This window comes from Streptomyces synnematoformans, from assembly GCF_039531005.1.
GTDB classification, from domain to species: Bacteria; Actinomycetota; Actinomycetes; order Streptomycetales; family Streptomycetaceae; genus Streptomyces; species Streptomyces synnematoformans.
This window is the reverse complement of record NZ_BAAAPF010000178.1, coordinates 1-14972: the sequence shown is the minus strand read 5'-3', so window position 1 is coordinate 14972 and position 14972 is coordinate 1. Positions and strand designations below refer to the sequence as shown.

Annotated in this window: 12 protein-coding genes; 6 read left to right on the top strand and 6 right to left on the bottom strand. The window is 73.8% G+C overall.

Annotated elements, in window-relative coordinates; genetic code table 11:
• A partial coding sequence (locus tag ABD317_RS23380; protein ID WP_344291890.1) for an SUKH-4 family immunity protein occupies positions 1–1245 on the top strand: 1245 nt, incomplete at its 5' end.
• A 185-nt stretch (positions 1246–1430) separates the two neighbouring features.
• On the top strand, positions 1431–2369 hold the full coding sequence (locus tag ABD317_RS23375; RefSeq protein ID WP_344291888.1) for a coiled-coil domain-containing protein: 939 nt from the start codon (positions 1431–1433) through the stop codon (positions 2367–2369).
• A 13-nt stretch (positions 2370–2382) separates the two neighbouring features.
• Here ABD317_RS23375 and ABD317_RS23370 read toward each other — a convergent pair whose 3' ends face one another.
• Positions 2383–3399, bottom strand: a complete 1017-nt coding sequence (locus tag ABD317_RS23370; protein ID WP_344291887.1) for a helix-turn-helix transcriptional regulator — start codon at positions 3397–3399, stop codon at positions 2383–2385.
• 269 nt (positions 3400–3668) lie between these two features.
• Between ABD317_RS23370 and ABD317_RS23365 the strand changes: the two genes are divergently transcribed.
• A complete protein-coding gene (locus ABD317_RS23365) occupies positions 3669–4331 on the top strand; it encodes a hypothetical protein (protein ID WP_344291886.1) in 663 nt (220 codons plus the stop codon).
• A gap of 175 nt (positions 4332–4506) precedes the next feature.
• On the opposite strand, the gene ABD317_RS23360 is transcribed toward ABD317_RS23365, so the two are convergent.
• Both ABD317_RS23360 and ABD317_RS23355 read right to left on the bottom strand, forming a co-directional pair.
• The gene (locus ABD317_RS23360) at positions 4507–7092 is read right to left on the bottom strand and encodes an ABC transporter permease (protein ID WP_344291885.1); all 2586 of its coding nucleotides are present in this window, start codon (positions 7090–7092) and stop codon (positions 4507–4509) included.
• 1 nt (position 7093) lies between these two features.
• A complete protein-coding gene (locus ABD317_RS23355) occupies positions 7094–7858 on the bottom strand; it encodes an ABC transporter ATP-binding protein (RefSeq protein ID WP_344291884.1) in 765 nt (254 codons plus the stop codon).
• A gap of 588 nt (positions 7859–8446) precedes the next feature.
• On the opposite strand from ABD317_RS23355, the gene mfd reads away from it, so the two are divergent.
• Positions 8447–12007 (top strand): transcription-repair coupling factor, encoded by a 3561-nt coding sequence (mfd, locus tag ABD317_RS23350; RefSeq protein WP_344291883.1) that lies wholly within the window; start codon positions 8447–8449, stop codon positions 12005–12007.
• A 93-nt stretch (positions 12008–12100) separates the two neighbouring features.
• On the opposite strand, the gene ABD317_RS23345 is transcribed toward mfd, so the two are convergent.
• A complete protein-coding gene (locus ABD317_RS23345) occupies positions 12101–12856 on the bottom strand; it encodes an AraC family transcriptional regulator (protein ID WP_344291882.1) in 756 nt (251 codons plus the stop codon).
• Positions 12857–12911: 55 nt separating this feature from the next.
• On the opposite strand from ABD317_RS23345, the gene ABD317_RS23340 reads away from it, so the two are divergent.
• Positions 12912–13484 carry a class I SAM-dependent methyltransferase gene (locus ABD317_RS23340; protein WP_344291881.1) on the top strand — a complete coding sequence of 191 codons (573 nt, stop codon included), beginning with the start codon at positions 12912–12914 and terminating at the stop codon, positions 13482–13484.
• Positions 13485–13611: 127 nt separating this feature from the next.
• Here ABD317_RS23340 and ABD317_RS23335 read toward each other — a convergent pair whose 3' ends face one another.
• On the bottom strand, positions 13612–13896 hold the full coding sequence (locus tag ABD317_RS23335; RefSeq protein WP_344291880.1) for a putative quinol monooxygenase: 285 nt from the start codon (positions 13894–13896) through the stop codon (positions 13612–13614).
• 62 nt (positions 13897–13958) lie between these two features.
• Positions 13959–14534: a TetR/AcrR family transcriptional regulator gene (locus ABD317_RS23330; protein ID WP_344291879.1), complete on the bottom strand. Its 576-nt coding sequence runs from the start codon at positions 14532–14534 to the stop codon at positions 13959–13961.
• Between the two features lie 100 nt (positions 14535–14634).
• On the opposite strand from ABD317_RS23330, the gene ABD317_RS23325 reads away from it, so the two are divergent.
• The coding region (locus ABD317_RS23325; RefSeq protein ID WP_425582414.1) for an SCO6745 family protein at positions 14635–14972 on the top strand (338 nt) is incomplete at its 3' end.

Genomic DNA, 14972 nt, shown 5'->3' with positions numbered 1-14972 from the left:
CCTCCGCCGCCCCCCGCCGGGCAGGCCCCGCCGCCCGGTGCGCCGGCCGCCCCCGGCGCGCCTCCGGGCGCCCCCGGCGCCGCTCCCTTCCCGCCGCCCGGCGGACCCGGTGCCCCGGGCGGACCCGGCGCACCCGGTGCACCGGGCGCACCCGGCATGCCGCCGCCCGGGGGTACCCCCCACGCGCGAAGCGCTGTGGGGGAGCCCGGCGGCCAGAACCCGCCCCCGCCCGCCGGCTACGGCTACCCGCCCCCCGGCGTCCCCACCGTCGGCCCCGGCTACCTCGCCGTCCTCCGCTACCGCGCCCAGGACGGCTCGGAGCAGCAGGTCATGCGGCGCTCCGCGCCCGGCACCCCGCACCCGGAGTGGCAGATCCTGCACGAGCTGCGCGGCATGGGCGTACCGCCGCAGCAGGTCCTTGAGCTGCACACCGAGCTGGAGCCCTGCGACCTGCCCGGCGGCTACTGCTCCCGCATGATCCGCGAGACCTGGCCGCAGGTGCGGCTGAGCCACACCGCCTCGTACGGCCGCGACCACGCCTCCCGGCAGGCGGGCATGCAGCAGCTCATCGAGCACCAGGGCGAGCTGCACCAGGTCGCCGACGGCCCGGCCCGCCCGCGCCCGCAGCGCGTGCCGCTGCCGCCGCCGGGGCAGATTCCGGTGCTGCCGCCGCTGCCGCCGGAGGCGTTGGGGCACGAGCTGTTCCAGGCGTTCGGCCCGCAGGGCGTGTTCCGCTACGACCAGCGCGCCGTGGCCCGGCAGGGCGTGCCGGACATCGTGGCGCAGACGCTGGTGTGGGCGGGGCTGCCGATGGACTTCGGCCCGTTCTTCTGGGGGCAGGCGCAGCCCGGGCGGCCGGTGCCGACGCTGGCGGAGCTGGCGGCGGAGCGGGGTGTGCAGCCGGCGCCGGACGCCGGTTCGTACCTCGTCATGGGCAACGACTTCGGCCGCCAGCTCTGCGTCCAGTACGGCACGGCGCACATCGTGGCGGTGCCGCTGGAGGCCGCCCCCGGCGGCGGGAGCGCGCCGCCGCAGTTCGTGAACACGGGGCTGCCGGAGTTCGTGCGCTGCCTGTCGATGCTCGGCCACATGTGGCGGCTGCGCCTCGGGCTGACGCCGGACCAGGCGGGCCGCTGGACGGTCGACTTCCAGTCCCAGCTGGCGGCGATCGACCCGGCGGCGCTGGAGGGCCCCGACCACTGGTGGTCGGTCGTCCTCGAACAGCTCTGGGACGGCCTGCTGTAGCGCCCGGCCGACACCCGCGAACGGCCCCGTCGACTCCGGTCGGCGGGGCCTTTCATATGTTCTTCAACCGATAACCACCTGAAAGGAGTGGGTGTCAGATTATGACCGATTCATCGGCGTCCTGAAGGATGAGCGCGGGACAGCCGGTCGGGGACGAATCGGGGGGACGAGAGGAGCTCGATCACATGGGCGCCGTGAAGACGTCGGCTCGGAGCTTCGACACCGTACGCGGTGGCCGCGGCTACCGCGTCGACCAAGTGGACGCCGCGGTGACCCGCGTGGGCGAGGAGCGCGACTCCGCGTGGGAGCGGGCCGCCCGCCTCACCGTCCTGGAGCGCGAGCTGAGCCAGGACCTCGACCGGCTCACCGGTGAGCTGGCGCACGTCAAGGAGCAGACCTACGCCGAACTGGGCACCCGCGCGCAGGAGATCCTGCACCTGGCGCAGGAGGAGGCCGCAGAACTGCGCGGCAGCGCCGCGGAGGAACTGCACCGGGCGCGGGAGGAGTCGCGCCGGTACGTCGAGGAGACCACCGCCGACACCCGCCGCGCGGCGCAGGCGCTGCGCGAGGACGCCGAGGCCCGGCTGCGCAGCGCCCTCGGCGCGGCCGAGCAGGAGGCCGCGGAACTCCTCGCCGCCGCCCACGCGGCCGTCGAGGACACCGCGGGCGAGGCGGCGGCGGCCCTGGCGGAGATGAAGCACCGGACGGCGGCGATGCTCGACGAGGCCCACCACGAGCGCACGGCCGCGGCCCGGCAGCTGGACGAGGAGATGCGCGAGCGCCGGCAGGCCGTCGACGACGACCTCGCCACCCGCACCCGCAGCGCCGAGACCCACCTCGCCGAGCAGGAGACGGCGCACGCCGAGGCGCAGGCGTACGCGCGCCGCTGCCGCGAAGAGGCGGAGGCGCAGGGCGCCGAGCTGGTGGCGGAGGCGGTGGCGCAGGCGGAGCAGATCGAACGCGACACGCAGCGCGCGCTGCGCGCGGCGGACGTACGCCGCGAGGAGCTGTCGGCGCACATGGAGCACGTCCGCGCGACGCTCACGGCGATGACCGGCCGCGCCCCCGACCCGGACCCGGCCACCGGCACGGTTCCCGGCCCCTCACCGCACGCGGACGACTAGCCGGAGGAGGCGCTCAGCGCGGGTCGTCGTCGGTGGCCGCCGGCGCTCCGTGCCGGTACTCCCGGGGCGTCACGCCGTACGCCGCACGGAAGTTGCGGGTGAACGCGGCGGCGTGGGTGTAGCCCCAGCGGGCGGCGATCCGGTGTACGGGGACGGCGGCGAGGGCCGGGTCGGCCAGGTCGCGGCGGGCGTGCTCCAGACGCCGGCGGCGTATCCAGCCGGCGATCGTCTCGCGGCCGCCGGTGTGGGCGCGGAAGATCCGGTGCAGGTAGCTGACCGAGACGTGGTGGGCGTCCGCGACCTGCTGCGGGGTCAACTCCGGGTCCGCGAGCCGGTGGCGCATGAAGTCCACCGCGCGCACGACCAGGGCGTGCCGGCGGTGTTCGGGTTCCGGCGCCGCCCCGGCCCTCGTCTCCAGCTGGTGGGCGAGGTACGCGTGCACGAGGTCCAGCACCGCGGTGCCCAGCCGCTCGGTGTCGGTGGGGCGGTAGGCGTGGGCGCCGCCCAGGACCTGGCTGGCGACGCCGGTCAGGAGTGCGCCGGGGCCCTCGCCGGCGGGGAGTTCCTGTCCGACGAGCCGTCGGAGGCTGCCGGGCGGGAGTGTGAGGGCGTCCTGCGGGATGGCGAGGGTCAGCACGTGGAAGTGGCCGCGGACGTCCGGGGCGCGCAGGCCGAGGGCGTTGAGCCGGGTGCCGTCGTGGAAGTAGAGGGTGCCGGGCCGGGAGGCGCCGAGCCGGCCGTTCCAGTCCGTGAGCAGCGTGCCCTCCAGGGGCACCAGGAACCGGTAACCGCCCTTGTCGGCGTCGGCGCTCCTGCGGACGACGTCCACCGACGAGAGCCTGCGGGACGACAACCCCAGCCGGCCGAGGCCGATCTCCAGCTCCTCGGCGTGGAACCCGGGCCCGCCCCCGTCCGCCGGGCCGGCCTCCTCGGCGCAGAACCCCGCCATCCGCCTGCACATCCGGTCCTGCCAGTACGCGAACCGCTCGGCCGCCGGCACCGTGTCGCTGTGGAACTCGTCCCCGATCACGCCTCCACCCCTCAGCCCCCCGAGACAGGTACCCGAGCGTAGAGCATCCGTTTACCCGCCCTTTACCCGGATCGGGTGACCGCCGTGGACGCATCGTCAAGAAAGTGTCCTCAGAGCGTCAACGACCTGACGCGGTCCCGGATGCCACCGTGGGTCGCGACACGAATCCGCGTGCGCGGCATCGCACTCGTGTCCTTCACGCATTCCTCTCATGCGCCGATCCGCGAGACCGCGCGCGCGACCGCGCATTTCCGAAAGGCATCACCGAAGTGAACCGAACTCGCATGACCGTGCTGGCGCTGGTCAGCTCCGCCGCGCTCGCCCTCGCGGGCTGCTCGGACGACGACTCCGACTCCGCCGCGGCGGACTCGGAGACCGGGGCCGGGCAGGACGCCTCGGACGCCGCGCCCGAGCCCGAGGCGGAGGACCCGGAGGCCGACGCCGAGGAGAGCCCGGCCGCCGCGCCGAAGGACGTCGAGGTGACGCCGCCGGGCACGAAGCTGAAGATCGGCGAGCGCGCCGTCGTCCCGTACGACAGGGCGGGCGCCACCGGCCACATCGGGATCACCGTCACCGGCGTGTCGGACGTGGACAAGGCGGCCTTCGACGCGGCCCTCGGGGAGAACGGCGACCCGGACATCACGCCGTTCTGCGTCGAGTTCACGATCGAGAACGCGGACGGCAGCGACCTCGGCGGCTCGTACCCGCCGAACCTGCGGGGCACCACCGCGGACGGCGGCGACACGGGGGCCACGGTCTTCGGCGCGGACATCGAGGGCTGCGCGGAGGGCCAGGCGCCCGACGAGTTCGCCGAGGCCGGCGCCACGTACGAGACGAAGCGGCTGCAGGGCGCCGGGCCGGGCGCCGCCGTCGAGGGCGCCTCCTACGAAGAGGACGACTACGAGGACGACCCGATCGTCTGGACGCCGTAACCGGCGCCTCTCCGCAGGCCGCTGCCCGCGGCCCGCTCTCCGCGGACCACCCGTGACCGCTGCCCCCCCGTACGTGGCACGGGTCGCCCGTGACCGGCGCCCCCCGTTCCGGGAACGGGCACGGGGCCCGGCGACGCCCACCAGCTCCGCCGGGCCCCACCACCGCGTACCGCCGCTACTCGGTCGCGATGGCGTTCAGGACGTTCATCCGGCCGGCCCGGAACGCCGGCACCAGGGCCGCGAACAACCCGACGATCGCCGAGCCCGCGAACACCACCCCGATCGTCGGCCAGGGGATGTCCAGCACCTTCAGGCCCTCCAGCGCCAGCAGCTGCTGCGCGGCGGTCCCCCAGGCCATGCCGAGCCCGAGCCCGAGCAGCGCGCCGAACAGGGCGATCACCACCGACTCCAGCCGGATCATGCGGCGCAGCTGCCTGCGCGACAGCCCGATGGCCCGCACCAGCCCGATCTCCCGGGTCCGCTCGATCACCGACAGCGCGAGGGTGTTGACGACCCCGAGGACCGCCACGATGATCGCCAGCGCCAGCAGCCCGTTGACGAGGTTGAGCATCTGCCCGACCTGGTCCTTCAGCTCCTGCTTGAAGTCGGTCTGGTCCCGGACCTTGTACTGCGGGTACGGGTCCATCGCCTTCTTCAGCGCCGCGTACGCGGCCTCCTCCTGGCCGTCCGCCGCCTTGCCGAACATGATGTCGTTGCGCGGCATGTCGCCCGGCTCGATGTAGTCGTTCGCCGTGGCCAGGCTCAGGTACGCCGCGCCCGCGTCGAGCGTGGTGTCGGAGGAGGTGACGGTGCGCAGCGTCAGCTCCGCCGTGCGGCCGTCCTCGAAGTCGACGGTGAGGGTGTCGCCGACCTTCAGCCCGTGGTCCTTCGCGAAGTCCTCGCCGACGGACATGCTGTTCTTCCGGTAGGCGTCGGACAGTTCGCCGTGCACGGTCTCCGTACGGAGGTCCTGCGCGTACGTCTTGGAGGCGGCGGTCAGGCCGTACTCCTTCACCGTCTCGCCGTCCGGCAGCGTCAGGTCCGCGTCGAGCGCCTTGTAGTGCGTGACGTGCTCCATGTGCGGGGCGTCGTCGATGACCTGCGCGGCCTCCGGCACGATCGGCTGGCCCATGTCGGACTGGATGATGAAGTCCGCGCCCACCGACTTGTCCAGCTCCTCCGTCGCCGAGGCGACCATGGAGGACCCGACGACCGACAGGCAGGCGACCAGCGCAAGACCGATCATCAGCGCCGAGGCGGTGGCGCCGGTGCGGCGCGGGTTGCGCAGCGCGTTGCGCTCGGCCATGCGGCCCACCGGGCCGAAGATCCGCAGCACGCCGGCCGCGAGGGCCCGTACCAGCAGCCCGGCCAGCACCGGCGCGAAGACGATGAAGCCCAGCAGGGACAGCACGACGCCGCCCGCGAGGTACATCGCGCCGTCCGCGGCCTCGTCGGCCTGCGCGGTCAGGAACAGCAGCCCGCCGCCGGCCAGGGTCAGCAGCAGGCCCAGCGTGGTGCGCACGGCGCCGGCCCTGCGGTCACCCGGCGTGCCGGCCTCCCGCAGCGCGGCCATCGGCGAGACCTTGCCCGCCCGGCGGGCCGGCAGCCACGCCGCGAGCACGGTCACGACGACGCCGAGGACGATGCCGATGACGGGGGTGGCGGCGTTGATCGTGAGGTCGGAGGTGCTGAGTTCCATGCCGACCGCGCCCATGAGCTTCATCAGCCCGACGGCGATGCCGATGCCCGCGCCGACGCCGAGGACGGAGCCGATGACGCCGAGGAGCAGCGCCTCGACCAGCACAGAACGGTTGACCTGGCGGCGGCCGGCGCCGATGGCCCGCAGCAGGCCCAGCTCGCGGGTGCGCTGGGCGACGAGCATGGAGAAGGTGTTGACGATGAGGAAGATGCCGACGAGGACGGCGATGCCGGCGAAGCCGAGCATGGCGTACTTCATGACGTCGAGGAAGCCGCCGAGGTCGTCCTTGTTCTCCTTGACGACCTCGTCCTTGGTCTGCACCTTGACCGGGTCGGTGAAGCCGGCCGCGGACTTCTCGACGGTGGCCTTCAGCTCCTCGTTGCTCACGCCGGACGCGGCGGTGACGTTGATCGAGGAGTAGACGTCGGGCTTGCCGAGGAGCTTCTTCTGCGCGGTCGCGGTGTCGAAGTAGACGATCGTCGCGCCGGGGTTGGTGATCTTGAAGGTGGCGATGCCGACGACCTCGGAGGTGAACGAACCGGGGTCGGCGATCGTGCGGATCTTGTCGCCGATCTCCACGCCGTGCTTGTCGGCGGCGTCCGCGTCGATGACGACCTCGGTGGGGCCGCGCGGCTCGTGGCCGGTGGTGATCTCGGCGGCCTTCCGCTCCAGCCGGTCCCAGTTGGTGCCGATGGTGGGGGCACCGGTCTCGGAGCCGAGGTTGTCGTTGTCGGCGTCGGCGACGGTGATGGCGTCGTTGGACACCTCGCCCTCGACGGACTCGACGCCGTCGGCCTTCTCGACGTGCGCCAGGTTCGCCGCCGGCAGCGTCGGCTGCGGCTTGCGGCCCCACTCGCTGTCGTCGTTGCCCGCGTTCTTCGGGCTGACGCGCACGTCGGAGGCGGTGGTGTTGAACAGCCGGTCGAACGTGGTGGTCATGGTGTCGGAGAAGACGAGCGTGCCGCACACGAACGCCACCGACAGCACGACCGCCACCCCGGACAGCGCCATGCGCCCCTTGTGGGAGAAGAAGTTGCGCAGTGATGTCTTGACGACGGTCATCTCAGGCCACCCGGCCCCGGGTGTCGAAGGACTTCATGCGGTCCAGGACCTGCTCGGACGTGGGGTTCCACATCTCGTCGACGATGCGGCCGTCGGCGAGGTACAGGACGCGGTCGGCGTAGCCGGCGGCGACCGGGTCGTGGGTGACCATCACGATCGTCTGGCCCAGCTCGTCCACGGAGCGGCGCAGGAAGCCGAGGACCTCGGCGCCGGAGCGCGAGTCGAGGTTGCCGGTCGGCTCGTCGCCGAAGATGATCTCCGGCCGGGCGGCGAGCGCGCGGGCGACGGCGACGCGCTGCTGCTGGCCGCCGGAGAGCTGGCTCGGGCGGTGCTTGAGCCGCCCGGACAGGCCCACGGTGTCCACGACCCGCTGCAGCCACTGCTGGTCGGGCTTGCGGCCGGCGATGTCCATGGGCAGCGTGATGTTCTCCAGCGCGTTGAGGGTCGGCAGCAGGTTGAACGCCTGGAAGATGAAGCCCACGCGGTCGCGCCGCAGCTGGGTCAGCTTCTTGTCCCGCAGCCTGGTGATCTCGGTCTCGTCGATCCAGATGCGGCCGGCCGTGACCGTGTCGAGTCCGGCGAGGCAGTGCATGAGGGTCGACTTGCCGGAGCCCGAGGGCCCCATGATCGCGGTGAACTGGCCCCTGGCGATGTCCACATCGACGTTGTCGAGAGCGAGGACCCGCGTCTCCCCCGAGCCGTACGCCTTGGTCACCTGTCGCGCTCGTGCGGCGACGGCCGTGCGCGTCGCTACAGCCGTGGTCACTGTCGTGTCTCCTTCGTCTGCGGAACCTGTCCGTCAGCGGCCCCCGCGTGGCTTCCGCGGCGGGCTTCTGCGTGGCTCTGCGTGGCTGGTTCGTCGCTGGTTCGTGGCTTCTTCGTGGTGCTTCGAGTCTCGTGGGCGGCGGGCGCGAAATCCCTGGTGCCCGGCGCCGTATCCGGTGTGGGGATATCCCCACCCCCGCACGGGGGACGGACCCCCCGCCGGCCTGCGGAGCCCCGCCGCCGACCGGCCTGACCAGGCTAGAAAGCACGGCGGCCGGTCCCGTCGGCCGGACGGAGGACCCGGCCCCTGCTTTCCGGCCGGGGCGGGCCCCTAGGGGAGCGCGGCGGCGGTACGGGCCGGGGTGGGGGTTCCGCGGCGGTAGCTGCGGCTTCCGGCTCGGGGCGCGGGGTGTCGGCGCGGCGTCGTAGGCTGGAGACCCCCGGGGCGCTCGCCGCCTCGGCCCGTTCGCGTTGCCCGCGGCGCCAGCCGCGGGCCCGGCCGGCACCTCTGCCCGGCCAGCCACCAGCCCCAGCCCCAGCCCTAGCCCCCAGCCCCAGCCACCACCCAGCCACCCGGAGCGGATGCCCCATGAGCCTGCACGGCCTGCTCGACGCCGTCGTCCGCGACCCCGCCCTCGCCGAGGCGGTGACGGCCGCCGAGGGCGGCGCCGGGCCGCACGTCGACCTCGTCGGGCCGCCCGCCGCCCGGCCCTTCGTGCTGGCGGCGCTCGCCGCCCGCACCGGGCGGCCGGTGCTGGCGGTCACCGCCACCGGCCGCGAGGCCGAGGACCTGGCCGCCGCCCTGCGCTCGCTGATGCCGCCGGGCCGCGAGGACGCCGTCGTGGAGTACCCGGCCTGGGAGACCCTGCCGCACGAGCGGCTGTCGCCGCGCTCCGACACCGTCGGCCGCCGCCTCGCCGTGCTCCGCCGGCTGGCGCACCCGGACCCGGACGACCCGGCCGCCGGCCCGGTGTCCGTCGTCGTCGCGCCCGTACGCTCCGTGCTCCAGCCGCAGGTCAGGGGGTTGGGCGACCTGAAGCCCGTGGCGCTGCGCAGCGGGGGGACCGCCGATCTCGACGAGACCGTGCAGGCGCTGGGGGCGGCCGCGTACAGCCGGGTGGAGCTGGTGGAGAAACGCGGCGAGTTCGCGGTGCGCGGCGGGATCCTGGACGTGTTCCCGCCCACCGAGGAGCATCCCCTGCGGGTGGAGTTCTGGGGCGACGACATCGAGGAGATCCGCTACTTCAAGGTCGCCGACCAGCGCTCCCTGGAGGTCGCGGAGCACGGCCTGTGGGCGCCGCCGTGCCGCGAGCTGCTGCTGACCGCGTCCGTGCGGGCCCGCGCCGCCGACCTCGCCGTACGGCACCCGCAGCTCGGCGAGCTGCTCGGCAGGATCGCCGAGGGGATCGCGGTGGAGGGCATGGAGTCCCTGGCGCCCGTTCTCGTCGACGACATGGAGCTGCTGCTCGACGTGCTGCCGGCCGGCAGCATGGCGGTGTCCTGCGACCCCGAGCGGGTGCGCACCCGCGCCGCCGACCTGGTGGCCACGTCGCAGGAGTTCCTGCAGGCGTCGTGGGCCGCGTCGGCCGGGGGCGGGGAGGCGCCGATCGACCTGGAGCTGCTGGGCCGGGCGTCGCTGTGGGGCATCGCCGACGTCCGCGAGCACGCGCGCGAGCTGGGCATGATGTGGTGGTCGGTGAGCCCCTTCTCCGCCGGCGCGGAGCTGGAGGACGACGCCCTGGAGCTGGGGCTGCACGCCCCGGAGATGTACCGCGGGGACACCGCCCGCGCGCTCGCCGACACCAAGGGCTGGCTCGCCGACGGCTGGCGCGTGGTCTACCTCACCGAGGGCCACGGCCCCGCGCAGCGCACCGCCGAGGTCCTCGGCGGCGAGGGCATCGCCGCCCGCCTCGACGCGGACCTCGGCCCCGGCCCCGACGCGCTCGCGCCGTCCGTCGTGCACGTCTCGTGCGGCGAGCTGGACCACGGCTTCGTCGCCCCGGAACTGAAGCTCGCGGTGCTCACCGAGACCGACCTGTCCGGGCAGAAGACCGCCGCCCGCGACGGCGCGCGGATGCCCGCGCGGCGGCGCAAGCAGATCGACCCGCTGACGCTGCAGGCCGGCGACTACATCGTGCACGAGCAGCACGGCGTCGGGCGCTATCTGGAGATGGTGCAGCGCACCGTCCAGGGCGCCACCCGCGAGTACCTGCTCGTGGAGTACGCGCCGGCCAAGCGCGGCCAGCCCGGCGACCGGCTGTACATCCCCACCGACCAGCTCGACCAGGTCACCAAGTACGTCGGCGGCGAGGCCCCCTCGCTGCACCGGCTCGGCGGCTCCGACTGGGCCAAGACCAAGTCCCGGGCGAAGAAGGCCGTCAAGGAGATCGCCGCCGACCTCATCAAGCTGTACTCCGCCCGCATGGCCGCCCCCGGGCACGCCTTCGCGGCGGACACCCCCTGGCAGCGGGAGCTGGAGGACGCGTTCCCGTACATCGAGACGCCCGACCAGCTGTCCACCATCACCGAGGTGAAGGAGGACATGGAGAAGCCGGTCCCCATGGACCGGCTGATCTGCGGCGACGTCGGCTACGGCAAGACGGAGATCGCGGTGCGGGCGGCGTTCAAGGCGGTGCAGGACGGCAAGCAGGCCGCCGTCCTCGTACCGACGACGCTGCTGGTGCAGCAGCACATGGGCACGTTCTCCGAGCGGTACGCGCAGTTCCCCGTGGTGGTGCGGGCGCTGTCCCGGTTCCAGACGGACGCCGAGGCCAGGGCCGTGCTCGACGGGCTGCGCGACGGGTCGGTCGACATCGTCATCGGCACGCACCGGCTGTTCTCGTCCGACACCCGGTTCAAGAACCTGGGCCTGGTCATCGTCGACGAGGAGCAGCGCTTCGGCGTGGAGCACAAGGAGCAGCTGAAGAAGCTCCGCGCCAACGTCGACGTGCTGACGATGTCCGCCACCCCGATCCCGCGCACGCTGGAGATGGCGGTCACCGGCATCCGCGAGATGTCGACCATCACCACGCCGCCGGAGGAGCGGCACCCGGTGCTGACGTTCGTCGGCCCGTACGAGGAGAGGCAGATCGGCGCCGCCGTCCGCCGCGAACTGCTGCGCGAGGGCCAGGTCTTCTACATCCACAACCGGGTGGAGTCCATCGACCGGGCCGCCGCCCGGCTGCGGCAGGCCGTGCCGGAGGCGCGGATCGCCACGGCGCACGGGCAGATGTCGGAGTCGTCGCTGGAGCGCGTGGTGGTCGACTTCTGGGAGAAGAAGTTCGACGTGCTGGTCTCCACGACGATCGTCGAGAACGGCATCGACATCTCCAACGCCAACACCCTCATCGTCGAACGCGGCGACACCTTCGGCCTCTCCCAGCTGCACCAGCTGCGCGGCCGCGTCGGCCGCGGCCGCGAGCGGGGCTACGCGTACTTCCTGTACCCGCCGGAGAAGCCGCTGACGGAGACCGCGCACGAACGGCTCGCCACCATCGCGCAGCACACGGAGATGGGCGCCGGCATGTACGTGGCGATGAAGGACCTGGAGATCCGCGGCGCGGGCAACCTGCTGGGCGGCGAGCAGTCCGGGCACATCGCCGGCGTCGGCTTCGACCTGTACGTGCGGATGGTCGGCGAGGCCGTCGCGGACTACCGCGCGACGCTGGAGGGCGGTGCCGAGGAGGAGCCGCCGCCGGAGGTCAGGATCGAGCTGCCGGTCGACGCCCACGTCCCGCACGACTACGCCCCGGGCGAGCGGCTGCGCCTCCAGGCGTACCGCGCGATCGCCTCCGCGACGACGGAGGACGACGTCCGCGCGGTCCGCGAGGAGCTGGCCGACCGCTACGGCCCGCTCCCGGAGCCGGTGGAGAACCTGCTGCTGGTCGCCGGCCTGCGCATGCTGGCCCGCGCCTGCGGCGTCGCGGACATCACGCTGCAGGGCTCGCGGATCCGCTTCGCCCCGGTGACGCTGCGGGAGTCGCAGGAGCTGCGGCTGAAGCGGCTGTACCCGGGCGCCGTGGTGAAGCCGGCGCTGAACCAGATCCTGGTGGACCGCCCGAAGCCGAAGCAGCTGGGCGCGCAGCCGCTGACGGGCCGCGAACTGCTGGCGTGGGTGGGCGAGCTGCTGACGACGGTGCTGGACTCGTAGGCCCGGTCCGCCGGGCCCGGTCCGCCGGGCGGCCAGGTCCGCCGGGCCAGGTCGCCGGGCCCGGTGCCCGGTCCTCGGTCGGGCCACGGGACGCTACCGGCGGGTGCGGAAGTACGCGCCCGGCGTGACACCGGTCTCGCGCCGGAAGGCCGCGACGAACGCGCTGACGGTCTCGTAGCCGACCGCCCGCGCCACCCGGCTCACCGGTTCACCGGCGGCCAGCGCGGGCAGTGCCGCCTGCAGGCGGGCGAGCGTGCGCCACCGGCCGAAGGACATGCCGGTCCCGGACAGGAAGAGCCGGGCGAGCGTGCGCCCCGAGGCGCCGACCCGGCGGCCCCAGGCATCGAGCGAGTGCGGGCACGCCGGATCGTCCAGGAGCGCCTGCGCCACCTCGCGGGCGCGGGGGTCGGCGGGCAGAGGGGTGTCGAGCGTGGTGACCGCCACCGGCTCCAGCAGGTCCAGGACGAGCGCCTCCCCGCGGGCCCGGCGCGCGGCGCTCAGCGCCTGGTCGTCCAGGTAGCGGATGAGTTCCGCGAGCAGCGGGGAGACCGTGATCGGCCGCGGCCTGTCCCACGCCGGTGCCGGCACGGGTTCCGTGGCCGCGGGCAGGTAGAGCGAGGTCATGGTGCTGTGGCTCGCCGACGTCACCTCGTGCGGCACCCCGGCCGGGATCCACAGCGCCCTCGTGGTCGGCAGCACCCAGGTCCGGGCGCCGGCGACGACGGCGAGCGTTCCGCTGGAGGCCCAGGCCAGCTGGTGCGTCCGGTGGGTGTGCCGCTCGAACCGCGTGCCCGCCGGCATGGCGTGAGTCCCGACGGCGAGCACGCCCACCTGTCCGTTTCCCGACATCACGTGGCAGCGTACGGCCTTTGAGACGGGGGCGCAGCTCCCTAGCGTTGCCGCCATGAACACCAACCACGCCGAGCTGTGCGCGAGCCCCGAGTGGGCCGCACACCTCCAGGAGGACGTGCTCCCCGACGCGGTCGCCCGTGCCGAGTTGGGGAGGGACATGCTTGAGGTCGGGCCCGGGCCGGGTGCCGCCACCGAGTGGCTGCGCAGCCGGGTCGACCGCCTGGTCGCGGTCGAGGTCGAGGCCGAGGCGGCGGCGCGGCTGGCCGACCGCTACGCCGGGACGAACGTCGCGGTCCGCCACGGGAACGGGACCGCGCTGGAGTTCGCCGACGACTCCTTCGACTCCGCGGCGTCGTTCACGATGCTGCACCACGTGCCGACGGCGGCGCTCCAGAACCGCCTGCTGGCGGAGATCCTGCGGGTCCTGCGGCCGGGCGGCGTCCTCGTCGGCGCCGACAGCCTGCCGAGCCCGTCGCTGCACGAGTTCCACGCGGGCGACACCTACAACCCGGTGGAGCCGGCGGCGTTCCTGGTGCGCCTGCAGACCTTGGGCTACGTCGACATCACACTCCGCGTGGCGGGCCGTCTGATCTTCTCCGCACACAAGCCGGAGGCGCAGAACTAGAGGGCTTCACGAGCCCTCCCCACCCAGGGGGTTGCGCATCCGGACGCCGGGGAACCGGCTGAAGTCGCGGTCGGCGGACCAGAGTTCGCGCACGCCGTGCATCCGGCACAGGGCGCGCGCCGGGTGGCTACGGGGCCTCGACGCCGGCGATGCGGTACTTGTGCACGTCGGCGTCGAGGATGCGGGCGGTCTGGCCGGCGTCCGGGCCGGTGCCGCGGAAGCGGTGCAGGTCCTCGTCGGTCTCCCAGCGCTCGTACACGTTGACCCGGTCCGCCTCGACCGGGTCGGCGGAGAGCGCGAAGTCCAGGCACCCGGCGGCCTCGCGCGCCCGCGTGACGATCTGCGCGCAGCCGGCCAGGTAGTCGTCCCGGTCGGCGGCGTCGACGCGCAGCGCCCCGGCAATGATGATCATGGTGCTCCCTGTGGTGCGACGGTACGGCTTCCGTAAGCAGAGACCATCCCGGCGCCCCGGACTCATCGCGCCGCGGGGTTGAACATCAGGGGGGTGAGCGCGCGGAAGACCTCTGCCGGGTCGTCCCGGCCGGCGAGGGCGGTGTCCAGGCTGCCGCTGAGGGCCAGGGTGGCGAAGCCGTGGGCCGCCGACCAGGCGGCCAGGCGGGCGGACTCCGGGTCGGGGCCGCGGTCCGGCTCGGGGAGGGCGGCGATGGCGGTGCGCAGGGTGCGGTCGACGCGGTCGCGGGCCGCCGCCAGCGCCGGGGCGTCCGCGTGCAGCAGGTGGGGCTGGTACATCACCTGGAAGTGCGCCGGGTGCGCCAGCGCGAACCGTACGTAGCGCACGCCCAGGTCCGCCAGGTCCGCCGCCGCCTCCAGCGACTCCGCGAGCAGCCCGTTGCCCTCGGCCGCGATCGCGGTCAGCAGCCCGGCGCGGTCCCCGAAATGGTGCGCCGGCGCGGCGTGCGAGACGCCCGCGCGGCGGGCCAGGTCGCGCAGGCTCACGGCGCCGGGGCCCTGGTCGGCGATGACGTCGAGCGCGGCGTCGAGGACGGCGCGGCGCAGGTTGCCGTGGTGGTAGGGGCGGTGACCGGTCATGGGGGGCATCCTCCACGAGAATCTAGTCATTGACAAGTTGTGCGTCTGCGAGGCAATCTAGTCAGTGAAAAGATTCGGATACGGAACCGAGGAGCACGCCATGCCGGAAGAACTGACGCACCAGCGCGTACGACAGCTCTGGCACCTGCTGGAACCGCTGCACGCCGTCCTCTACTACGCCCCCGACGCCTTCGACGAGGCCGCCGCCCTCGGATACCGGACCGAGGACCGCTGGCCCTCGTACTTCGCCTGGCGCGCGGCGCCCCTCGGCCCGGTCGGCGAGGCAGTCGTCACCGCGGCGTTCTACAGCTTCAACCCCGCCATGACCGGCCGCTACGTCCCCGCCGCGTGGGACGTCGCCGCCCCGGCGAAGGTGCTCGCCGCCCGCGAACGCGCCGTCGACCGGGCGTACCGGTCGATCTTCGGCGACGGCCCGGA